This is a genomic window from Shewanella sp. ISS20, from assembly GCF_056522965.1.
Window position 1 is genome coordinate 509,204 of sequence record NZ_JAWRZK010000001.1, and the last position, 22,212, is coordinate 531,415.

Genomic DNA, 22,212 nt, shown 5'->3' on the forward strand with positions numbered 1-22,212 from the left:
AGACTTATGCTGATGTTTAACTTCTTTCATGCATCAGTCTTTTCATACATTAGTCTTAAGGTGTGTCATCGCTTTGAGTGGATAATGGCATGCAAACACTGCTGGAATGAAGCTTGTGTTTACTATTATCCTTCAAGTTGTTGAACATGGCGTAAAACATAGGATATGGGCATAAAAAAACCGCCAATACAGCGGTGTTTTAGCGGTTGACTAGGCTTACCATTTCTTTTTCGGTTGAAACAGCATGTCTAATTCATCCCCTGGTTTTTGTGCTTGATTGGCATTGGGTTGTTCGGTTTGCTGCGCCCCGGTCATTTCTTCTAAAAGATCTTTTGCCTCATCAGATTTTTTTAAGACAAAAGGATCGGTAGGGTTATGTTGTTTAAGAGCATTTAAGGTGGCAATGGCTTTAGTGACTAACTGTTTAGCTGAACCATACTGTTTAATAGCACAAGCGCTTTTAGCGCGATTGAGCATAGCATCAACGTTAATTCGCAGCTGCAAACTGTCAATCCGCTTCTCTTCTTGGCTAAAAATTTCAGGGATGACTTTGCCTTTGGTATTTTCATTGCGCAGTATCGCTTTTAATTTTTTTAAGGATTGGACCAATAACAAAATTTGTTTGTCATTGTCTGGCAAGCGAAAACTTTCAATCGAAGGCGTGTTGTCGGCGTTCTTTCTTAATTGCTCAAGCATGTTGTTTACATCAACTAAACGCTTTTCTAGCTGGCTTGATATCGGGGGAATTGCTGAAGTTAACGCACTTTGCAGTGCATCTTTAATGCGTTCATGCAAAATGATAATAATTTGGTTGGAGCATGGCAATATCGCGGAATTGGAGAGAACTTCTTCCGTTTCATCAAGGATCGCTTTTTGGCGATTAAACTCATTTCTACGGTCACCCTCAACGCGCGCTTTTTGTTGCTGTATTATGTTAATCCCAATGACTACTAATACTAGGGCACCGATGAGGACTAAGACCACAGTAATTATCATAGATAATCCATTAAGTTAGACATGGGAACAATGCTACATGAAATCAAATAGCTAGCATAGTTATCTTAGACTAGCTTTGAGTCTGTGTCGTTATTGGTCATTAAATCAGGTTTTTTATTCCACTTTGGTTTGGTAATCTGCACCATTAAAACTAATAATTATACGTATACAGTCAGGAAGGACTTCCGCAGGCTTTATGCGGAGTATTTAGTGCTTAGGAAATTAGCATGAAATTACAACAGCTTAGATATATAGTTGAAGTTGTTAATCATAATCTTAATGTCTCTGCGACGGCAGAATCTCTGTATACCTCTCAGCCAGGTGTTAGTAAACAAGTCAGAATGCTTGAAGATGAACTCGGTGTACAAATCTTTGAGCGCAGTGGTAAACACCTTACCCACGTGACTGAAGTCGGTAGCCAAGTCATCGCTATTGCCACTGAAATTTTAAGCCGAGTCGATAGCATCAAGCGTGTGGCTAATGAGTTTACTTATCCTGACCGTGGTGAATTGCGGATTGCTACCACTGAAACCCAGGCTCGATACGCGCTCCCTCCTGTGATAAAACCTTTTATGGCAAAGTATCCTAAGGTTAATTTGCATATGCATCAGGGCACTCCGGCACAAATTAGCGATAAGGTAGCTCGCGGTGAAGTGGATTTTGCTATCGCCACCGAAGCTATGCATTTTTACAGCGATTTAATTATGCTGCCTTGTTACCACTGGAATCGCAGCATAGTTGTCTTGCCAGATCATCCGTTAGCAAAGGTTGAGCAGATTAGTCTTGAAGATTTAGCGGATTACCCATTAATTACTTATGTGTTTGGATTTGATCCCGCATCCCCAATCGATGCCGCGTTCAATAATGCCAATCTTGAACCTAGGGTCGCCTTTACTGCAACTAGCGCCGATGTACTAAAAACTTATGTACGCTTAGGTTTAGGGGTCGGGGTGATTGCCACTATGGCGCTTGATAGTAAGCTTGATAGCGATCTTATCGTGCGCGATGCTAGTCATTTATTTGCGGCCAGTACGACTAAAATTGGTTTTAGGCGTGGCAGTTTTTTACGCAGTTATATGTATGAATTTATTGAACAGTTTGCGCCGCACCTTAGTCGCGATGTAGTTGAAGAAGCCATCATGCTCAAAGATCAAGACTTGATTGAGAGCATGCTGGTGACTATTGAGTTACCTGTGCGCTAAGCCGTTATCTGCTTGCTTAGCATTCAACAATATTGACCGCCAGACCCCCTTTGGCGGTTTCTTTGTATTTACTGCCCATGTCTCGGCCTGTATCCATCATGGTTTTGATAACTTTATCTAAGCTGACCTTATGATTACCATCACCGCGAAGTGCCATTCTCGAGGCGTTAATTGCTTTTACAGCGCCCATGGCATTGCGCTCAATACAAGGAACTTGCACTAAACCACCAACAGGGTCGCAGGTGAGGCCAAGGTTATGCTCCATACCAATTTCAGCGGCATTTTCAACGTGTTCAACCGTGCCGCCCATAATGGCTGTCAATGCACCTGCGGCCATAGAGCAAGCAACCCCAACTTCACCCTGACAACCCACTTCAGCGCCTGAAATGGAGGCATTCTTTTTATATAAAATGCCGATGGCAGCTGCCGTTAACAGGAAGCGATTACAAAGATCTTGGTCGACCTCTTGCACAAACATGTCGTAATAACACAGTACGGCAGGGATAATGCCGGCAGCACCATTGGTTGGGGCCGTGACCACTCTATCGCCTGCGGCATTTTGCTCATTGACTGATAATGCAAATAAATCCACCCAATCCATTGCGGTTAATGGGTCAACATTATTGCGACCTTCGGCTTTAAGACGACGGTATAACGAAGGAGCGCGGCGGCGCAGTTTAAGACCTCCTGGTAATAAGCCTTCCTTAGAATATCCTTTATTGACGCATTCTTTCATGGTCTGCCAAATTCCCCATATTTTTTGGCTAATGGCTTCTTCCGTGCGGATACTCAACTCGTTTTTCATCATTAAGGATGAAATGCTTAAGCCATTGTCATTACACATTTTAATGAGCTCATTGGCGCTGTTAAAATCAAATGGCGCAGAGCCCAGCGGCGTTGCTGGAGAGGCATTTACGGCCAAAATTTCGTCTTGATCTAAAATAAAGCCGCCACCCACGGAATAATAGGTGCGCTCGGCAATACATTGGCCTTGCTGATAAGCGTAAAGTGTCATGGCATTGGCGTGAGCCGGTAAGCTTTTGCGTCTGTGGTAAGTGATACCATCTTCGCGGGTAAAGCGCACAATATGGCCACCGCTTAACGTTAACTGTTGTTCTTGCTCGACTAAAGCGAGTGTCGTATCGATATTGTCTGTATCGACTTTATCTGGCTCCTCTCCCAGTAAACCTAAAATAACGGCTTTACCTGTCCCATGACCTTTACCCGTTTGACCTAAAGAGCCAAAGAGTTCACAGCGCAATTCATCGACTGGAGTCAGGATACCTTGGGCTTGTAAACCATCAATAAATAGTTTGGCAGCTTTCATTGGGCCAACAGTGTGAGAACTTGATGGGCCTATGCCGATTTTAAACATATCAAAAACACTGATCATACTCATACCTTGATGTATCCAAATTTGAAGGATTATAGCTGGAATGTCGCCAAGCGGTTAATGTCTCAAGTATCCCATAGTCAAGACGCTATTATTTCATGATATTTTCTTATCCAAATGTGACGGCATAACAAATTTTATTGGTTAATGGCAGCATACTCGCTCCCCAGAACATTCGATTTTGTGGCAGACTAAGGCATTACTCTTTGATGATGGACATACGATGAGCTATTTAATGATGGATCTGGCGGGGTTAACCTTAGACCCGCAAGAAGCAAGTCAATTGCAACACCCAGCCGTTGGCGGGTTAATTCTTTTTAGTCGTAATTATCAAAATCGTAGCCAACTAGCACAACTCATCGCCAGTGTTAGGCAATGCCGACCCGATCTCTTGATTGCCGTTGATCATGAAGGTGGCCGCGTACAACGTTTTCGTGAGGGCTTTACCTCAATTCCGGCCATGGGTGATTTGTTACCTTTGGCAAAAGATATGGCAGAAGCGTGTGACTGGGCGCGTGAGCTGGGCTTCTTGATGGCCATAGAATTATTGTCGCTAGATATTGATTTAAGTTTTGCGCCGATACTGGATTTAAATGGCATTAGTGCCGTGATTGGTAAACGCAGTTTTAGCTCAGAGCCGCTGGAAGTCGCCAGTTTAGCGCAGGCCTTTATTGAGGGCATGAATAGTGCGGGTATGGCCGCAGTAGGTAAGCATTTCCCTGGGCATGGCAGCGTAGCGCCGGATTCTCATATCGCTATGCCGGTGGATGATCGTAGTTTGCAACAAATTGAAGCCCTTGATCTTATCCCATTTGTTAAGCTGATAGACGCCGGTCAATTGCAAGGCTTAATGCCTGCCCATGTAATTTATCCGCTGGTGGATGAACATCCAGCAGGTTTCTCAACGGTATGGCTGCAAGATATTTTAAAGCAGCGTCTACAGTTTAACGGCGTTATTTTTTCTGATGATTTAGGCATGAAGGGCGCCAGTGTCGCGGGAGATTATCGTGCGCGGGTGAAGGCGGCATTACTGGCGGGTTGTGATATGGCGTTATTGTGTAATGACCCTGAAGGCGTTGCCAGCGTGCTTGCTGATGATTTTGTGTGGCCACCACAGCCTATTGCTTCGAAAGTCACTCAATTACTGGCGAACAAGCCGCAAGTTGCCATTGCGCTGCAACAAGAAACACGGTGGCTAGAAGCGGCTGCGTTAGCCAAACGCATTAGTGCTCAACTTTCATAGTTAATAATTTACTGAAAGCTCAATTTTCAATGTTGTTAATTTGAATCGTATTTAACATTATGCATAGGAGGCGTGATGATTTTTTATCTCCATGGTTTTGATGCGACAAGTCCTGGTAATCACGAGAAGATGCGCCAGTTACAATTTATTGATAGCGATGTGCGCTTACTGAGTTATTCCACCATGCACCCAAAGCATGATATGCAGCAAATACTCAATCAAGTTGCTCGCCAATCTACTCCTGCTGAGGCACAAAAGCCGTTATTTATTGGTGTAGGTTTAGGTGGCTATTGGGCTGAACGGATTGCGTTTCTAACGGGGGGGTATAGCGTACTCATCAATCCCAATTTATGGCCTGAAACCACAATGCAAGGCAAAATTGATAGAGCGGAAGAGTATCAAGACATAGCCACTAAGTGCGTCACGCAATTTAGAGAGAAAAACCAAGGCAATGCCTTGGTCATTCTGTCGAGGCAAGATCAATTGTTAGACGTAAACGCTATCGATGACTGTTTGAATGCTTATTATCAAGTTCACTTTGATGAGCAACAGTCGCATAAGTTCTCGCAATTAAGCCCTTGGTTAGCGACGATTAAACAGTTTTACGCCGCTAAGCCATTAGCAAACCCTGAGGTTTAACGCTTTAGCCCGTAAGTTATAATCCAAGGCCATCATGCGAATGCTGAATAACTGTCAGCGTTCGCTGTTTACTTTTCGTCACCTAAGTTGTCATTAGTGTCATGGCGCTGACAATCACTCAGTAATTGCTGGAAGAATGCGGCACCTTTGCGCTCGCAAAAGGCAATATTACGCTCAGGAATCGATTCAGGCTCAAGATAACTGGCTAATGCCTTTTCTAAACTGGCTTCACGAATAATGTGTAGAGTTGGGTAGGGCGCTCGATTGGTATAATTAGCGGCCGAATTAGCATCGTCACCATCAAAGCAATAGTCGGGATGAAAACTGGCCAGTTGATAAACACCTTCATAGCCGTTGTCCATTAAGGCATCGTTAGCTACATCCACCAAATCTAAGTAGTGATGAAAATCTTCAAATCCACGCGGTAGGATAAATAATGAGGTTTCAAGCGCTTGATGTTCATCTAAGTATTGGCATTCATCGATTAACTGTTTTAATACGGCCTTAAACTTAGTGTCTTCAACCACGCGATAACGCATGGCATTACGTTCCACTTCTTTACGGGCGAACGGACAAATATTGTATTTCATGATAACTCGCTTAACCCAGTTATCTGTGTGAGTAATAATATCGTTCAGTTCGTGCATAGCAGTCTCTTGTTGGCTAGATATATGTTCGCAGTAAGTGACTTATCATCACTCAATAGTGAATGGTACTTTGAAAATAAAACGTCCACCTAAATGATGTTAAGTGGACGCCATGCTGCAATGAAGTCATTGCTACTTTTTATTGCTTAAGCTTCTTGATTAGCATGCGCTTTTGATAAGAAATAATCTGCAGCACGTTTAACCAATTCAATGCCGGTCGATTCACATGACGGCAGCTCAGCATCTGATAACGCAATAGGCTCAACGCGCTCGCCCCATTTTAGCAATAATGCCGCTGAGGTTAAGCCCGCACCAAAGGCGCAAGATAAAATAGTATCGCCAGCCTTAATGCGGCCTTGTTCCAGTGCATCACAAATAGCAATGGGGATGGTGGCAGCGGAGGTATTGCCATAATTTGCGATATTGACAAAAGCTTTGCTCTTATCAATCTTCATGCGGCTCACTAAAGTATCAATAATGCGCTCGTTAGCTTGGTGAGGTATGACTAAATCTATGTCATCTTTATCTATGCCGGTTTTCTCAAGCACTTTTTTGCTGAGATTGCCCATGCCACTAATGGCACGTTTAAAGATTTCTTGGCCATTAAACTGAATATAAAAATCCAGTGAACTAGGATCGAATCTATCCATAGCCGTACCAAAACCAGCGCTTAAGATTTCGCGGCAACTTGGGTCGTTATTTAGCTCGTAAGCTAACACGCCTTCTTTATTATCCGTGGCTTCAAGTACGACAGCGCCGGCACCATCACCAAATAACACCGCAGTATCACGGCGTGACCAATCAAGATAATAACTTAAGCGCTCAGCACCGATTACCATTACGCGTTGGCATTGACCACTTTGAATTTGAGCATTGGCTAGACCCATGCCGTATAAAAAGCCACTACAGGCGGCATTGATGTCGAACGCAGCGCAGCTGGCACCCAGATTAGCTTGTACCGTTGAGGCAATGTTAGGGATGAGCGTATCTGGGCTCGCGGTTGCGAGAATGATCATATCGATTTGGCTAGCTTCAAGACCTGCGGCCGCTAATGCGCGCGCCGCGGCCACCGATGCGAGCTCAGAGGTGTTGACATGGCTAATATGACGCTGAGAAATCCCTGTTCGTGAGCGAATCCATTCATCAGAGGTTTCGATAAAAGTTGCGAGGTCATCATTAGTTAATACTGCAGGAGGCAAGCATTTGCCCCAGCCGGTGATAGTTGCGTACTGCATGGTTTACTCTCTTGTCGTGGGCCCTAAGCCCTGACCAATAAAGTTAGGATTCGACCTTGGATGGTGTTGAATACTCAGCGATTAGCTAGTGTGTAAACTCATCATTCAGGCTAGACAGTGGGTAATAAAATAGCCTAAGTGACACCTGTTCAAAGCTAGGTATCAATAATGATGCTTTAACCACGCATCTGCTTTATTGGTGTTGGTTTCTACATAATGCGAGCGAGTCGCAATGTTCATGTTCAGCTTGCTAAGCACCGCCAGCTAACACGCTGAATCTGATATCTCGCGTTCACCATGGGTATTCTATCCATGAACAACATCTAAGGTGTGAGGGCGGTTGGCAGCTTGAGATTCACCAGTCAATTTGCAAGAGTAACTTACCCTATATCGCAAAACTAGCTTCACAGTTAAACGCGGCGGTAAGTATATCCAGCACTTTCTCCGCATAAATTAGCCGTCATCTTGAATGTTTGAGCTAGCTTTGGCAAGTCATTCAGCTTCAATTAATCTCGTTTATGCTAGCGCTAATGAAAGAATCAAATTGAATTTAAGTCGGTTGTAAAGGTTACTCTATTGCGTCAGCTACAATCTACTGGGTGAGATGGCTATTGTTGGTAGGCTAATTTTCGTTCTCATAGCAGGGTGGGCGAAAATGTACTAAGGTTTATGTTAACTAAGGGCTATTAATCACAAGGTTTTGCCGCCGATCGATGAATAGTAATCTTGTCACTAAATAAAGAAATACAAATTAGGTATGGACTTGAGTTCTTTTGTTAAATATTCGGTTTGTTAGTTTTTCGCGGGCTTGATGTGTAAGGTAATATCTAAGTGGCTAGATAGTTTATCAGGGCAACCGCATGAGTAGATTATTTGTAAACTGAAACCACTACCTTTGTTAACTCACTAAGAACTAAGCTGCTTAAGTCCAGATTTATGCGGTCAAGAAACAAACAGGGATAAAAGAAAAGCACCTTAAAACAACTATCCCACGGTTAACGGCTTGTGAAAGTTAACATTAATTCAACTCATGCGTTCGCCCTGGATAGTTTATCTGTAATGTGTTTAATGACAATAATAAAGTGGTGAACATGCAAAATTTACGTGAAAGCATTCCTCTCCCAAAGGCTAATTGGCATCATAGTGGCGTATGGCTCGGTTTACCTCCCCCGATAGAGTTGCAACATACATTTATTTTTATTGATTGCCTTAGCGGCTTAGTTGATATCGATTTGACCGATGCGTTTTTTGTCGTCGCTTGTGATGCTCATGAGCAAGACGACATTCTGACTGCGCTGAGAAAAAAACAAAATACGGCGCTAAGTTTGATTCTAGTCATTGCGCCAAGTCCGTTATCACCTTATCTAGCCAATGGTACATTTGATATGGATACCCTCACTAAGGTGGAGGAGTATTTCCATAAAAAGAGTCTAGTTAACTTATATTATGAAAATAATCATGAGTTTACATTGCTAGCCTATTTGTGGCTGCACTCAGCTAATGATTTATCTCCCATAAAAGATCCTAAAAATGCCAGTGTTTATTACTACCCCTTGTTTGATGCTTGGGGCATTAATGTTATCGATAGCTTTGCTTTGCTGGCACAGTTGCAGAGTAAAGGGTGGCTAGAGTCGACACGATTAGAGAGTCGCATTCGCTGCTGTCCAAGTTGCCAATCGGCTCGATTGAATTACATTGATGTTTGCCCGCGCTGCTTTGGCATTGAAATTAATCTTCGTGCGAGTTTGCATTGTTTTAATTGTGGTCACATTGGCGAGCAGAGTTCATTTCGAGAATCAGGCATGCTTGCTTGTCCTAATTGCTTAACGCAACTACGGCATATAGGTGTGGATTATGACCGGCCGATTGAAACTCATTCTTGTCATCATTGTCAGCATTTATTTGTGGATGCCAAAGTTCAGGCTCAATGCTTGGAGTGTGGCACTACCAGTGAATTGTCTGATCTCATAGTTCGCAACCTTCGTCACTACCATTTAACGCAAACAGGTCGGCTATTAGTGATCCAAGGCGCCTTAGATCAATTGTTTGCAGATAATAGTTCAAACATTATGGATACCAATCAATTTTATTGGTTGGTGAAATGGCAGAACGATCTTGCTAAGCGTCATAACCTCGAGCACGCCATTATTTCAATGAAATTGCTCAATCTTCAAGAAATAGTGAGCTCTAAAGTGAGCTTTGATCAATTGCAGGAGTTTCAGCAACGCTTGTCATCTGTGGTGCGTGGTACCGATGCGTGCAGCCAATTTACCGAAGAAGGTTTATTGCTATTTTTACCTTTTATCAGTCCAGATGAGATACAACATGTATTTCAAAAACTCACCGATTTGATAGCTATTTTGCCGGAAGAATTCAAATTTAGTTTTTGTGAAATCCATTTGCCGGCGGAGATAGGCTCAGATGTCAAAAGTTGGCTGGTGGATAATTTAGCCTCATTGGAACGTTAATCTATGAGCGAAATTACTACACTTATCTATTTAGTGCTCGATCTAGCTCATAGCTTAGGTCAAAGTGTGACAGTGATCTTTTGGTTCATGCCACTGATGATCATGTACGAATTGCCCCTATTAATTTTAGTCGTAACTGGGATTTTGCGTTTTTATTATCAGCAGCATAGCACCACTCAAGTAACCAGTTTATACACACCTAAGGTGTCCTGCATTATTACCTGCTATGGCGAAAAAGCAGCAGTTGTCACAACTATCGCATCATTTGCCGAGCAAGTTTATGACGGTGAAATGGAAATTATCGCCGTTGTTGATGGCGCTGTCAGTAATGCTGAAACTTACGAATTTGCTAAAAGCGCAGCAGTTAAATATTCGACCAATAATCGCCATATAGTCGTGTTACCTAAATGGCAACGCGGCGGGCGAGTATCGGCATTAAATGCTGGGTTGAGTATGGCAACTGGCGAGATAATCTTTAATGCCGATGCCGATACGTCATTTGATAATGATAGTGTGGCGCAAATAGTCAGTTATTTTATTGACCCTAACGTGCCTGCAGTGGGGGGAGCATTAAGAGTCCGTAACGTCAACGCGTCATTTTTAACGCGCATGCAGTCCATTGAATACCTAATTTCTATGCAAGGCGGTAAAACTGGCTTGGCTCAATGGAATTTACTCAATAATATCTCAGGTGCCTTTGGGGCATTTAGGCGCGATCTATTAATACAAATCGGCGGTTGGGATACTCATACGGCTGAAGACTTAGACTTAACGGTACGTATCAAGCAATATTTCAGTAGGCATCCGCAGTGGCGTATTCCGTTTGCGACCTTTGCTGTGGGACACACTGATGCACCTCACACATTAAAAGATTTAATTTTGCAGCGAATGCGTTGGGATGGCGATTTGTTTTTTCTCTATTTTAGAAAGCATTGGCCAGCGTTTACACCTAAGTTATTAGGTGTTGGTACCTTCATATACACCTTACTTTATGGCTACCTGCAGAATGTGTTAATGCCAATTATTATTGCCATTTACTCAGTTGCCATTTTCGTCGCTTTTCCTTTTGTGTTTTCTTCAGCTGTAGCGGTTGGCATCTACTTCGTTTATTTAGCGATATTATTATATATCTTCATCATAGTGCTGCTGGCAATTTCCGAGCGCCCTAAAGAAGATATCAAGCTTATTCCTTGGCTAGTATTTTATCCAATTTATGCACTATTCATGCGTTTTGTATGTTTATTTGCCTTGCTAAATGAATGGTTGAGGCGCTCGCATGAAGAAAGCTCCATGGCTCCTTGGTGGGTATTAAAACGAGGTCGAAAATTTTAATGAAAGTTATCTATCCAGCTACATCTAAAATGGATCAACCTACGCTTGAACAAGGCATAAAAATCAATTATGCCCAATCTAAACGTGGTGGCTATCAAGGCCGTTGGTATTTATTGATTCTAGTTGTCATTTCACCTGTGTTGGTGGTGTCTTGGTTTTTAGCTCGCCCTTACCTATTTATCCTAGCCCCAGGGGTGTTAACAACCGAACCCTTAGCTATGCGTGCGCCTGAATTTGCAATGGTTGGCCAGGTATTGGGAACCATTGGCCAAACCATAACTAAAGGTCAGGTACTCATTCAATTAGATAACCCAACCTTGGATGCTCGGATTGATGAAATTATTGGCCAGCAGCGGCAATTGAATGTGCCATTAACGGCTGAGCAGCAAGCAATTATTAATCAATCCCAGCAGAGGATCAAAGTGGCTGAACTTGGGCTTTCAAAACAACTGTCATTATTAGTGGATTTTAAACAGTACCAAACTCGGGGATTGGTGCCTTTGGCTGATATGGCTGTTATCATCCAGGCTCACACTGCCGCCAGTATGGCGTTTGAGCAAGCCAAAGCCGACTACCTCAATGTTATATATCAACAAAAAATAGAACAAGAATCCGGAACTATAGCGCAGCTCAAACTTGCGTTAGCGCGAGAACTGAGTGAGTTGAACAGTAAACGTCAACAACTGGCGATTATGGCGCCTTTTTCTGGGCGAATTAGTGATATTCAAGTGCAGGCTGGCGAGTATGTTAATAGTGACCTACCTCTGCTGTGGTTATCAAGTAATGACCAGCCGGTTATTCAGGCATACTTAGACCCTAAATATTTAGACTTTGTTGGCATAGGACAAAAGGCATCGGTTAAGTTACCTAATGGCGATATTTTTGATGCTGAAATACGTGAACCAACTAAGTTAGTTGGCCGTTTGCCTAAACAATTGATGGGGCCATTTGATGGTGAAAAACCCGTCTTGAAAGTAACGTTAACGCCTCTCATTGAGTTAGCCATAGATATAGAAGGCATACCAGTAGAAGTTACATTCGATCACGACTGGCAGTGGTAACGTCCTAATTTTGAGTGAATCAGCCGTTTTGTGAGTTTATTCTCAGGTTTAGCGAGCACTTTGCAAGTTCCTGCCGCCAGTATCGAATGAAGGCGATGCAATTTCACAGTAACAGTGGAATAATACAAGGGTTAATAATAGCGATTGGAGCTTGTACTGTGAGTCGAGCCATTTTTTTAGACCGTGATGGCGTGATAAATAAAGATCACGGTTATGTACACCAAGTTGACGATTTTGAATACATTGATGGTGTGTTTGAAGCATGTGCAGCCTTAAAGCAAATGGGATATAAGTTAGTCGTCGTGACTAATCAGTCTGGAATTGCTCGCGGCATGTATTCAGAAGATGAATTTCACAATCTCACCGAGTGGATGGACTGGAATTTTGCTGATAAAGGTGTGGAGTTAGACGGTATCTACTATTGTCCGCATCATAATGAACATGGCATAGGTGCTTATAAGGTCGATTGTGATTGCCGTAAACCTAAGCCTGGTATGATCAATGATGCTGCTAAGTTTCTAAAACTTGATGTTACTCAATCTGTCATGGTGGGTGATAAAGCAGATGATATGCTAGCCGCAAAGGCTGCTGGGGTAACGATTAGAATATTAGTGCGCACTGGTAAACAAGTGCCGGAGCATTCAGAAGCAACGATAGTGCTAGATAGTATTGCCGATGTACCTAATTATTTGCGTTCATTAACCGCAAATTAAATGAAAAAGCTTTGGTTTTGATGTAAAAAACATCGCTCGGGCTAAAAGTTGTTCGAACGAATGGTTTTTTGTGTTTTTTACCTAAAAAGGGCTTGCGCTAATTTCTATCTTCCCTATAATTCGCAACCACTGACACGATGAGTAAGTCGCAAGTCAGCGAGCTGATGCTCAGTCACCTAGTGACATGTTCTTTAACAATTTATCAGACAATCTATGTGGGCATTCACAGTAGTTGCTAAATCGACAACGATTTAAAACGTCTCGCAAGAGACTTCAACGAAGATGTCCGCATAACATGCAAATTCGGTGATTTATCATCGAATCGACAGAATTCATTGAGCAGGACCTTTGGGTCCGAACAAAACTTTAATTGAAGAGTTTGATCATGGCTCAGATTGAACGCTGGCGGCAGGCCTAACACATGCAAGTCGAGCGGCAGCGGGAAGTAACTTGTTACTTTGCCGGCGAGCGGCGGACGGGTGAGTAATGCCTGGGAATTTGCCCATTTGTTGGGGATAACAGTTGGAAACGACTGCTAATACCGCATACGCCCTACGGGGGAAAGCAGGGGAGCCTTCGGGTCCTTGCGCTGATGGATAAGCCCAGGTGGGATTAGCTAGTAGGTGAGGTAAAGGCTCACCTAGGCGACGATCCCTAGCTGTTCTGAGAGGATGATCAGCCACACTGGGACTGAGACACGGCCCAGACTCCTACGGGAGGCAGCAGTGGGGAATATTGCACAATGGGGGAAACCCTGATGCAGCCATGCCGCGTGTGTGAAGAAGGCCTTCGGGTTGTAAAGCACTTTCAGTAGGGAGGAAAGGTTGACGGTTAATACCCGTTAGCTGTGACGTTACCTACAGAAGAAGGACCGGCTAACTCCGTGCCAGCAGCCGCGGTAATACGGAGGGTCCGAGCGTTAATCGGAATTACTGGGCGTAAAGCGTGCGCAGGCGGTTTGTTAAGCGAGATGTGAAAGCCCCGGGCTCAACCTGGGAATTGCATTTTGAACTGGCAAACTAGAGTCTTGTAGAGGGGGGTAGAATTTCAGGTGTAGCGGTGAAATGCGTAGAGATCTGAAGGAATACCGGTGGCGAAGGCGGCCCCCTGGACAAAGACTGACGCTCATGCACGAAAGCGTGGGGAGCAAACAGGATTAGATACCCTGGTAGTCCACGCCGTAAACGATGTCTACTCGGAGTTTGGTGTCTTGAACACTGGGCTCTCAAGCTAACGCATTAAGTAGACCGCCTGGGGAGTACGGCCGCAAGGTTAAAACTCAAATGAATTGACGGGGGCCCGCACAAGCGGTGGAGCATGTGGTTTAATTCGATGCAACGCGAAGAACCTTACCTACTCTTGACATCCAGAGAATTCGCTAGAGATAGCTTAGTGCCTTCGGGAACTCTGAGACAGGTGCTGCATGGCTGTCGTCAGCTCGTGTTGTGAAATGTTGGGTTAAGTCCCGCAACGAGCGCAACCCTTATCCTTATTTGCCAGCACGTAATGGTGGGGACTCTAGGGAGACTGCCGGTGATAAACCGGAGGAAGGTGGGGACGACGTCAAGTCATCATGGCCCTTACGAGTAGGGCTACACACGTGCTACAATGGTCGGTACAGAGGGTTGCAAAGCCGCGAGGTGGAGCTAATCTCACAAAGCCGATCGTAGTCCGGATTGGAGTCTGCAACTCGACTCCATGAAGTCGGAATCGCTAGTAATCGTGGATCAGAATGCCACGGTGAATACGTTCCCGGGCCTTGTACACACCGCCCGTCACACCATGGGAGTGGGCTGCACCAGAAGTAGATAGCTTAACCCTTCGGGGAGGGCGTTTACCACGGTGTGGTTCATGACTGGGGTGAAGTCGTAACAAGGTAGCCCTAGGGGAACCTGGGGCTGGATCACCTCCTTACCTATGCGATTTAGCATTACTGTTGAGTGTTCACATAGATTGTCTGATAGAAGATAGAGAATATTGCGAGACCAAAACATGGGTCTGTAGCTCAGCTGGTTAGAGCGCACCCCTGATAAGGGTGAGGTCGGTGGTTCAAGTCCACTCTGACCCACCAAATTGTTTTGTTATCAAACCGATTTGGCGGATGTTTTAGGTTTCAATATGTTTTCGACTGCTGCAATGGGGCTATAGCTCAGCTGGGAGAGCGCCTGCCTTGCACGCAGGAGGTCTGCGGTTCGATCCCGCATAGCTCCACCATTTCTCTGATTAGAAATGGACACCATTGCAGATTTTGGAATAGAAATGCCAAAGATAATGTAAAATTTATCTTTGGCTTTTTTAAGCCTAATTTCAACCAAGTCGTTGAAATATGTTCTTTAAAAATTTGGAAAGCTGATAGTAGAACTTAATGCGCGAGCATTAGGTGATACAAAATTGAGTTCTCAAAATACTTTAATCAAGTGTTTTGGATATTCTTTAACTTCAGACATGAAGTAAATCAAGGCGTTCTTTTGCGAAAGCAAGAGACAGTAAAAACCAGCTAGTTGCAATACGCTCAAGTGAAACTCATTTGGGTTGTATGGTTAAGTGACTAAGCGTATACGGTGGATGCCTTGGCAGTCAGAGGCGATGAAGGACGTAGTAACTTGCGAAAAGCGTTGGCGAGCTAGTAACAAGCATTTGAGCTAACGATGTCCGAATGGGGAAACCCGGCCACATAAGTGGTCATCATACAGTGAATACATAGCTGTATGAGGCGAACCTGGGGAACTGAAACATCTAAGTACCCAGAGGAAAAGAAATCAACCGAGATTCCCTAAGTAGCGGCGAGCGAACGGGGATTAGCCCTTAAGTCTAGGGGGGGTTAGTGGAATGGTCTGGAAAGTCCAACGGTACAGGGTGATAGTCCCGTACATGAAAACTAACCTTAGATGAAAACGAGTAAGGCGGCACACGTGATATGTTGTCTGAACATGGGGGGACCATCCTCCAAGGCTAAATACTCCTGACTGACCGATAGTGAACCAGTACCGTGAGGGAAAGGCGAAAAGAACCCCTGTGAGGGGAGTGAAATAGAACCTGAAACCGTATACGTACAAGCAGTGGGAGCGGTTCTTGAGACCGTGACTGCGTACCTTTTGTATAATGGGTCAGCGACTTACATTTAGTAGCGAGGTTAAGCGAATAGCGGAGCCGTAGGGAAACCGAGTGTTAACTGCGCGTTTAGTTGCTAGGTGTAGACCCGAAACCCGGTGATCTAGCCATGGGCAGGTTGAAGGTTGAGTAACATCAACTGGAGGACCGAACCGACTAATGTTGAAAAATTAGCGGATGACTTGTGGCTGGGGGTGAAAGGCCAATCAAACCGGGAGATATCTGGTTCTCCTCGAAAGCTATTTAGGTAGCGCCTCGCACGAATACCATTGGGGGTAGAGCACTGTTAAGGCTAGGGGGTCATCCCGACTTACCAACCCTTTGCAAACTCCGAATACCAATGAGTACTATGCGGGAGACAGACAGCGGGTGCTAACGTCCGTTGTCAAAAGGGAAACAACCCAGACCGTCAGCTAAGGTCCCAAAGTACTAGCTAAGTGGGAAACGATGTGGGAAGGCTTAGACAGCTAGGATGTTGGCTTAGAAGCAGCCATCATTTAAAGAAAGCGTAATAGCTCACTAGTCGAGTCGGCCTGCGCGGAAGATGTAACGGGGCTAAGCTAGTCACCGAAGCTACGGGTGCATTTCATTAGAGATGCGCGGTAGAGGAGCGTTCTGTAAGCCGTTGAAGGTGAAGGGGTAACCCACGCTGGAGGTATCAGAAGTGCGAATGCTGACATGAGTAACGATAAAGGGGGTGAAAAACCCCCTCGCCGGAAGACCAAGGGTTCCTGTCCAACGTTAATCGGGGCAGGGTGAGTCGACCCCTAAGGCGAGGCCGAAAGGCGTAGTCGATGGGAAACGGGTTAATATTCCCGTACTTGTGCTAACTGCGATGGAGAGACGGAGAAGGCTAGGCTAGCGCGGCGTTGGTAGTCCGCGTTTAAGGTGGTAGGCGGTATTCTTAGGCAAATCCGGGAATACATACGCTGAGAGCTGATGACGAGGTCCTACGGGACTGAAGTAGTTGATGCCATGCTTCCAGGAAAATCTTCTAAGCTTCAGGTTAGCAGGAATCGTACCCCAAACCGACACAGGTGGTCGGGTAGAGAATACCAAGGCGCTTGAGAGAACTCGGCTGAAGGAACTAGGCAAAATGGTACCGTAACTTCGGGAGAAGGTACGCTCCTGCCGGTGATGAGACTTGCTCTCTAAGCTAGCGGGAGTCGCAGATACCAGGTGGCTGCAACTGTTTATCAAAAACACAGCACTGTGCAAAATCGCAAGATGAAGTATACGGTGTGACGCCTGCCCGGTGCCGGAAGGTTAATTGATTGGGTTATCTTCGGAGAAGCTCATGATCGAAGCCCCGGTAAACGGCGGCCGTAACTATAACGGTCCTAAGGTAGCGAAATTCCTTGTCGGGTAAGTTCCGACCTGCACGAATGGCGTAATGATGGCCACGCTGTCTCCAGCCGAGACTCAGTGAAGTTGAAATTGCGGTGAAGATGCCGTATACCCGCGGCTAGACGGAAAGACCCCGTGAACCTTTACTATAGCTTGGCACTGAACATTGAACCTACATGTGTAGGATAGGTGGGAGACTTTGAAGCATGAACGCTAGTTTGTGTGGAGTCGTCCTTGAAATACCACCCTTGTAGTTTTGATGTTCTAACCTAGGTCCCTTATCGGGATTAGGGACAGTGCCTGGTGGGTAGTTTGACTGGGGCGGTCTCCTCCCAAAGAGTAACGGAGGAGCACGAAGGTTGGCTAAGTACGGTCGGACATCGTACGGTTAGTGCAATGGCATAAGCCAGCTTAACTGCGAGACAGACACGTCGAGCAGGTACGAAAGTAGGTCATAGTGATCCGGTGGTTCTGAATGGAAGGGCCATCGCTCAACGGATAAAAGGTACTCCGGGGATAACAGGCTGATACCGCCCAAGAGTTCATATCGACGGCGGTGTTTGGCACCTCGATGTCGGCTCATCACATCCTGGGGCTGAAGTCGGTCCCAAGGGTATGGCTGTTCGCCATTTAAAGTGGTACGCGAGCTGGGTTCAGAACGTCGTGAGACAGTTCGGTCCCTATCTGCCGTGGGCGTTGGATGATTGAGGGGAGCTGCTCCTAGTACGAGAGGACCGGAGTGGACGAACCGCTGGTGTTCGGGTTGTCATGCCAATGGCATTGCCCGGTAGCTACGTTCGGAATCGATAACCGCTGAAAGCATCTAAGCGGGAAGCGAGCCCCAAGATGAGTCATCCCTAGGACTATAAGTCCTCTGAAGGGCCGTCCGAGACTAGGACGTTGATAGGCAAGGTGTGTAAGCGTTGTGAGGCGTTGAGCTAACTTGTACTAATGACCCGAGAGGCTTAACCATACAACCCAGATGGGTTTTACTGAACAAGCCTGAAAGAATCGAAAAATACTTGATTGAAGATTGAGTACTCAATAGCAAAAAATCCCAGGTCGCTTAGCTCAGCTGGGAGAGCACCTCCCTTACAAGGAGGGGGTCACTGGTTCGAGCCCAGTAGCGACCACCATTTTTTGACAGCTTTCCGAATTCCAAATTTGTCTGGAGACCATAGCACTGTGGCACCACCTGATCCCATTCCGAACTCAGAAGTGAAACGCAGTCGCGCCGATGGTAGTGTGGGGTTTCCCCATGCGAGAGTAGGTCATCTCCAGGCGCCTAATTTGCTTGCAAAAGTACGTCTCCTAACGCTGACACGTTAGCGACGCTAAAAGAATTTAGTGAGAAGCGCAAGCCATCACTAAAGGAGCGGTAGTTCAGTTGGTTAGAATACCGGCCTGTCACGCCGGGGGTCGCGGGTTCGAGTCCCGTCCGCTCCGCCAACATAAAGATGAAAGCCTCAGCAGAAATGCTGAGGCTTTTTTCGTTGTTTAACACTTGGACATTGAAAGTACCGACTTATGATTGAAGTCGGCATTACTACATATATTCATGGCTTTAACCATAACCCCTATGGTGAACGCCCGCAATTATTGGACTATTATTGGATAAGACCGTTGGCAGGGACGACTCTCGCTGTGCCATTTAGTTGATAAATATCTACTTGTTCACCAACTTGAAACAGTATTCTTGGATTTACTTGTTGGACGATGGCGACCGTTTGCCCATCGCTAAGTTGTATGACTATGTTGACCCCATTATGGGTGCCTGCTGCTTGTCCTGCATCGTTACCAACAATACCCCCTAATAAACCGCCACCAATTGCCGCAATTTCTGATCCAGAGCCTCCACCTATATGTGAGCCTAATATGGCGCCTATTGCTCCTCCTGCTATGGTGCCAATCGTACTGGAGTTTTCACCAGACAAGGTAATAGGAACTAATTTAACTATGGTACCAGCGGTTACTGTTTGAATTTGCTGGGCGTCTGCGACTGAATAAGCATCACCATAAGGATTTGAAGTGCAAGCCGTTAAGCCGACAGAACTTATTATAATAAGTGCTATTACTGATATTTTTGCCATCTTGACTCCATGGATATGAAATATAAAACCACTTGAGTATAAAATATTTGGCTGGATATTTTGGTGGTAATCAGCATTGATGAAACTTATTTAAGCTGGCAGTTAACGGCTGGCAATCATCCAATAACAAGCGCGCTGATTACCGCTGAGTCAATGGCTAATTATCTGATTAGGTTGTAATTTGAACTAGATCTCAGCTTGTAGGATTAAATGCTAAAAGTGACATAGTTTAGTGATAAGGCGCGTTACAATAGCTTTTTTTAAGGGGCGTTTGTTATGCTGTTAAAGTTATTTTTTACTGCCGTTGTCATTGCCTGTGTGTGGTTCATGCTAACTCGGCGCCGAAATGTCGTAGTTACTACATCCGAAGCCCCTATTCTTACCAGTCAAGCATTACTGCGTAAATACATGTTAACGGCATCATTTGGCGTGGTGCTCGTGGCAGGTATGTGTGCTGGTGCTTGGCATTGGTTAGAGCAGCAACGAGTCTTGCTTGTCAGTATTCAATCACCGACAGAAACAACAGTTAAAGAATATCGTGTTAGAAAAGGTGATATTCAGGGAAATCGTATGGTCACTATTGATGGCTTACAGGTGCGTTTTTCAACAGAAGATCGCGTTATTATTTCATCGCTTTAGCCGCTAACATATTAATTTTTTTCTGAAATCGTTACAGCTTGCTGTGATTGATCAAAAATAGCATACACTGATAAACGTTATTCTTAGTGGAAAGTAGGGGGCTGCATGATCACTGCATACATCTATGATAATCGCCAACTCATTTTAAAAGAGCTGAGTATTCACGACTCTTTACCCGTAGATACCCTGTGGTTAGATTTATATAAACCTGAAGATAACGAAAGGGAATGGTTATCAGCGTTTTCAGCTGAAGAGGTTCCTGACGAAGAAGATATGAATGAAATTGAGGCCTCTGCACGTTTTTATCAAAACAAAGATGGCTTACACATTAATTCATTATTTCCTCAGCGTGTAGGGCAGGAAGTGAGAGCGGTTAACATTTCTTTTAATCTGCGTGAGCGCTTTTTGATAACCATGCGTGAGGAGGATGTTGGCCTTATCCGTTTATTGCGTAATTACCTGCGTTTAGGGCGTCTTGATATAGTGACGCCGCAGCAGCTATTCATCGAGCTGTTTACGCTTAAAGTCGATTATCTTTCTGACTTAATAGAAGATGTGTATACGGTTTTAGATAATGTAGGTCATGAGGTGTTTGATAATGAAGAGTTAGATGATGTTTTTAAACTCATCACTCTACAGGAAGATTCCAATGGTAAAATTCGCTTAAGTTTGCTTGATACTCAAAGATCGCTTCGTTACATTCAGCGTTATTATCGCAAAAAACTCTCCGATGAAGATATGAAAGAATTGCGAGAAATGCTCTCTGACATCGAGTCCTTAATGCCTCATAGCCAATTTATTTTCGATAAACTCAATTTCTTGCTGGATGCTGCCATGGGTTTTACTGGACTTCAACAAAATAAAATCAGTAAGATTTTCTCTATTGCAGCGGTGCTTTTTTTACCACCAACCTTAATCGCCAGTAGTTATGGGATGAACTTTGAAGATATGCCTGAACTGCATTGGCATTATGGTTATCCGTTGGCACTGGGTTTAATGTTAGCTAGTGCCACGGCAACCTATTGGTTTTTTAAGTTAAAGCGTTGGTTATGAATTTTGGACCCTGTCATGTTGAGTGGGAAATTCTAGTATTTTTGCTTTATGCGCTTTGAATTCAGCGGGCTGATTCAATACATTCGACAAAGTCACTAATTTATTGCGCATCAAAGTCATAGCCACTACACATCTCTGATACGGGTTATTGCACAAAGACATCTTGTGTTGATAATGATGTTTTAAGCTTAATAATTGTTCCCTATTTCTTCCTGAAGATTCGATAATTTCATCCATGAGGGTTTCCTGTAGCTTCGCTAATTCGTCTGGCTCATTTTCTGCCATCCGCTTTAGGGTATCGAAGTCGGGTAAGTTGGTCATAAACCACCCCTCTGGTTATTGTACTTCTTGCATAGAGAATTATGCTGGATAGTAACTGCCTTAAAGCCAGTTAACACTATCTTAACTTTGTTAACTCATCAAGACTGCTTCACTATATCGAAATGTTAGTTGGATGTAATTTGTTATAAGTTGGCTAAATGGCATTGTAATTTAGGATGCAATGTTTTGGCATTAGGCTGATTTCTGTGATGGCAAGGTTTTACGAAAAATCTTAGTCGAGGGCAGCTTGCTACCTTCGACTAAGGCGAAAACAAGCATTATTTTCGCTGATTGTTTAACTGGCGACGCTTAATAATGCCATTACCGCAATAGGCGGCAAATAAACTAAAGGCAGTGACGGTAAGCATAATCACCATAAGACGTAGCCAAGGGGCATGCATTAGTATACGCGTTTGTACGTACTCATAAGTGCTGCCGCCCCAAACTAAGCAAGTGCTTATTACTAAACATAATTGTAATGCACGCATTACTAACGGATGACGAATAAAAATCAATAATGGCAGTAGGCTGTAAGTGCCAGCCAGAATGACTTGGTTATATCTGAGGAAGTGTGCGCCCAGTAAAATATAGGCTAAGGTCATTAAAATTATACGCCACCACATAAGTATGCCTGCATCTAAAAAACCGCATTATACCAAGCAGTAAAGCTATATTATACATGCACCTATTTGAGGTGTGAAATAGCGCATATCTAAAGACTC

The 22,212-nt window shown here is 44.4% G+C and carries 16 protein-coding genes, 4 tRNA genes and 3 rRNA genes; 16 read left to right on the forward strand and 7 right to left on the reverse strand.

The features are described 5' to 3' along the window. Window positions 1-216: 216 nt before the first annotated feature. Window positions 217-996: a hypothetical protein gene (locus AC1HDP_RS02205; protein WP_479637496.1), complete on the reverse strand. Its 780-nt coding sequence runs from the start codon at window positions 994-996 to the stop codon at window positions 217-219. 227 nt (window positions 997-1,223) lie between these two features. Between AC1HDP_RS02205 and cysB the strand changes: the two genes are divergently transcribed. Then, on the forward strand, window positions 1,224-2,198 hold the full coding sequence (cysB, locus tag AC1HDP_RS02210) for an HTH-type transcriptional regulator CysB (RefSeq protein ID WP_479637497.1): 975 nt from the start codon (window positions 1,224-1,226) through the stop codon (window positions 2,196-2,198). Between the two features lie 16 nt (window positions 2,199-2,214). Here cysB and AC1HDP_RS02215 read toward each other — a convergent pair whose 3' ends face one another. Then, the gene (locus AC1HDP_RS02215) at window positions 2,215-3,591 is read right to left on the reverse strand and encodes an L-serine ammonia-lyase (RefSeq protein WP_479637498.1); all 1,377 of its coding nucleotides are present in this window, start codon (window positions 3,589-3,591) and stop codon (window positions 2,215-2,217) included. 223 nt (window positions 3,592-3,814) lie between these two features. Between AC1HDP_RS02215 and nagZ the strand changes: the two genes are divergently transcribed. Continuing rightward, window positions 3,815-4,834 carry a beta-N-acetylhexosaminidase gene (nagZ, locus tag AC1HDP_RS02220; RefSeq protein WP_479637499.1) on the forward strand — a complete coding sequence of 340 codons (1,020 nt, stop codon included), beginning with the start codon at window positions 3,815-3,817 and terminating at the stop codon, window positions 4,832-4,834. 75 nt (window positions 4,835-4,909) lie between these two features. Next, entirely contained in the window at window positions 4,910-5,473 is a 564-nt protein-coding gene (gene ycfP, locus AC1HDP_RS02225; protein ID WP_479637500.1) for an alpha/beta hydrolase YcfP, read from the forward strand. A 68-nt stretch (window positions 5,474-5,541) separates the two neighbouring features. On the opposite strand, the gene AC1HDP_RS02230 is transcribed toward ycfP, so the two are convergent. Both AC1HDP_RS02230 and AC1HDP_RS02235 read right to left on the reverse strand, forming a co-directional pair. Continuing rightward, window positions 5,542-6,120: a DUF1415 domain-containing protein gene (locus AC1HDP_RS02230; protein ID WP_479637501.1), complete on the reverse strand. Its 579-nt coding sequence runs from the start codon at window positions 6,118-6,120 to the stop codon at window positions 5,542-5,544. Window positions 6,121-6,266: 146 nt separating this feature from the next. Further along, a complete protein-coding gene (locus tag AC1HDP_RS02235; protein WP_479637502.1) occupies window positions 6,267-7,355 on the reverse strand; it encodes a beta-ketoacyl-ACP synthase 3 in 1,089 nt (362 codons plus the stop codon). Window positions 7,356-8,446: 1,091 nt separating this feature from the next. Here AC1HDP_RS02235 and AC1HDP_RS02240 point away from each other — a divergent pair. The 11 genes from AC1HDP_RS02240 to AC1HDP_RS02290 all read left to right on the forward strand — a co-directional run bounded on the left by AC1HDP_RS02240 (window position 8,447) and on the right by AC1HDP_RS02290 (window position 18,836). Beyond that, window positions 8,447-9,823 carry a TackOD1 domain-containing metal-binding protein gene (locus AC1HDP_RS02240; protein ID WP_479637503.1) on the forward strand — a complete coding sequence of 459 codons (1,377 nt, stop codon included), beginning with the start codon at window positions 8,447-8,449 and terminating at the stop codon, window positions 9,821-9,823. 3 nt (window positions 9,824-9,826) lie between these two features. After that, a complete protein-coding gene (locus tag AC1HDP_RS02245) occupies window positions 9,827-11,155 on the forward strand; it encodes a glycosyltransferase family 2 protein (protein ID WP_479637504.1) in 1,329 nt (442 codons plus the stop codon). Beyond that, the gene (locus tag AC1HDP_RS02250) at window positions 11,155-12,216 is read left to right on the forward strand and encodes an HlyD family secretion protein (protein ID WP_479637505.1); all 1,062 of its coding nucleotides are present in this window, start codon (window positions 11,155-11,157) and stop codon (window positions 12,214-12,216) included. Before AC1HDP_RS02245 ends, AC1HDP_RS02250 begins: the two co-directional genes overlap by 1 nt. Before the next feature lie 158 nt (window positions 12,217-12,374). Next, a complete protein-coding gene (gene gmhB / locus AC1HDP_RS02255) occupies window positions 12,375-12,929 on the forward strand; it encodes a D-glycero-beta-D-manno-heptose 1,7-bisphosphate 7-phosphatase (protein ID WP_479637506.1) in 555 nt (184 codons plus the stop codon). 367 nt (window positions 12,930-13,296) lie between these two features. Next, window positions 13,297-14,843, forward strand: a 16S ribosomal RNA gene (locus tag AC1HDP_RS02260). Between the two features lie 80 nt (window positions 14,844-14,923). Further along, a tRNA-Ile gene (locus AC1HDP_RS02265) sits at window positions 14,924-15,000 on the forward strand. Between the two features lie 67 nt (window positions 15,001-15,067). After that, window positions 15,068-15,143, forward strand: a tRNA-Ala gene (locus tag AC1HDP_RS02270). Between the two features lie 324 nt (window positions 15,144-15,467). Beyond that, window positions 15,468-18,360: ribosomal RNA gene (locus AC1HDP_RS02275) — 23S ribosomal RNA — on the forward strand. A gap of 87 nt (window positions 18,361-18,447) precedes the next feature. Next, window positions 18,448-18,523, forward strand: a tRNA-Val gene (locus tag AC1HDP_RS02280). Window positions 18,524-18,554: 31 nt separating this feature from the next. Then, window positions 18,555-18,670, forward strand: a 5S ribosomal RNA gene (gene rrf / locus AC1HDP_RS02285). Together the 16S, 23S and 5S rRNA genes with 4 tRNA genes alongside form the textbook arrangement of a ribosomal RNA operon. Window positions 18,671-18,759: 89 nt before the next feature. Further along, window positions 18,760-18,836, forward strand: a tRNA-Asp gene (locus tag AC1HDP_RS02290). 158 nt (window positions 18,837-18,994) lie between these two features. Here the strand turns inward: AC1HDP_RS02290 and AC1HDP_RS02295 are convergent. Beyond that, window positions 18,995-19,477: an outer membrane lipoprotein gene (locus AC1HDP_RS02295; RefSeq protein WP_479637507.1), complete on the reverse strand. Its 483-nt coding sequence runs from the start codon at window positions 19,475-19,477 to the stop codon at window positions 18,995-18,997. A 276-nt stretch (window positions 19,478-19,753) separates the two neighbouring features. Here AC1HDP_RS02295 and AC1HDP_RS02300 point away from each other — a divergent pair, with 276 nt between their 5' ends. Both AC1HDP_RS02300 and corA read left to right on the forward strand, forming a co-directional pair. Next, window positions 19,754-20,116 (forward strand): hypothetical protein, encoded by a 363-nt coding sequence (locus AC1HDP_RS02300; protein ID WP_479637508.1) that lies wholly within the window; start codon window positions 19,754-19,756, stop codon window positions 20,114-20,116. Between the two features lie 105 nt (window positions 20,117-20,221). Beyond that, window positions 20,222-21,169: a magnesium/cobalt transporter CorA gene (corA, locus tag AC1HDP_RS02305; protein WP_140932288.1), complete on the forward strand. Its 948-nt coding sequence runs from the start codon at window positions 20,222-20,224 to the stop codon at window positions 21,167-21,169. Here corA and AC1HDP_RS02310 read toward each other — a convergent pair. Further along, on the reverse strand, window positions 21,164-21,490 hold the full coding sequence (locus tag AC1HDP_RS02310) for a DUF3135 domain-containing protein (protein WP_140932289.1): 327 nt from the start codon (window positions 21,488-21,490) through the stop codon (window positions 21,164-21,166). The genes corA and AC1HDP_RS02310 overlap by 6 nt on opposite strands. A gap of 278 nt (window positions 21,491-21,768) precedes the next feature. After that, the gene (locus AC1HDP_RS02315; RefSeq protein WP_479637509.1) at window positions 21,769-22,113 is read right to left on the reverse strand and encodes a hypothetical protein; all 345 of its coding nucleotides are present in this window, start codon (window positions 22,111-22,113) and stop codon (window positions 21,769-21,771) included. Between the last annotated feature and the right edge of the window lie 99 nt (window positions 22,114-22,212).

Coding starts and splice junctions, on each gene's coding strand:
- AC1HDP_RS02205 (WP_479637496.1), bottom strand. CDS start 996: ATGATAATTACTGTGGTCTTAGTCCTCATCGGTGCCCTAGTATTAGTA.
- AC1HDP_RS02215 (WP_479637498.1), bottom strand. CDS start 3,591: ATGATCAGTGTTTTTGATATGTTTAAAATCGGCATAGGCCCATCAAGT.
- AC1HDP_RS02310 (WP_140932289.1), bottom strand. CDS start 21,490: ATGACCAACTTACCCGACTTCGATACCCTAAAGCGGATGGCAGAAAAT.
- AC1HDP_RS02315 (WP_479637509.1), bottom strand. CDS start 22,113: ATGTGGTGGCGTATAATTTTAATGACCTTAGCCTATATTTTACTGGGC.
- AC1HDP_RS02245 (WP_479637504.1), top strand. CDS start 9,827: ATGAGCGAAATTACTACACTTATCTATTTAGTGCTCGATCTAGCTCAT.
- nagZ (WP_479637499.1), top strand. CDS start 3,815: ATGAGCTATTTAATGATGGATCTGGCGGGGTTAACCTTAGACCCGCAA.
- AC1HDP_RS02300 (WP_479637508.1), top strand. CDS start 19,754: ATGCTGTTAAAGTTATTTTTTACTGCCGTTGTCATTGCCTGTGTGTGG.
- AC1HDP_RS02230 (WP_479637501.1), bottom strand. CDS start 6,120: ATGCACGAACTGAACGATATTATTACTCACACAGATAACTGGGTTAAG.
- corA (WP_140932288.1), top strand. CDS start 20,222: ATGATCACTGCATACATCTATGATAATCGCCAACTCATTTTAAAAGAG.
- AC1HDP_RS02250 (WP_479637505.1), top strand. CDS start 11,155: ATGAAAGTTATCTATCCAGCTACATCTAAAATGGATCAACCTACGCTT.
- AC1HDP_RS02240 (WP_479637503.1), top strand. CDS start 8,447: ATGCAAAATTTACGTGAAAGCATTCCTCTCCCAAAGGCTAATTGGCAT.
- AC1HDP_RS02295 (WP_479637507.1), bottom strand. CDS start 19,477: ATGGCAAAAATATCAGTAATAGCACTTATTATAATAAGTTCTGTCGGC.
- AC1HDP_RS02235 (WP_479637502.1), bottom strand. CDS start 7,355: ATGCAGTACGCAACTATCACCGGCTGGGGCAAATGCTTGCCTCCTGCA.
- cysB (WP_479637497.1), top strand. CDS start 1,224: ATGAAATTACAACAGCTTAGATATATAGTTGAAGTTGTTAATCATAAT.
- ycfP (WP_479637500.1), top strand. CDS start 4,910: ATGATTTTTTATCTCCATGGTTTTGATGCGACAAGTCCTGGTAATCAC.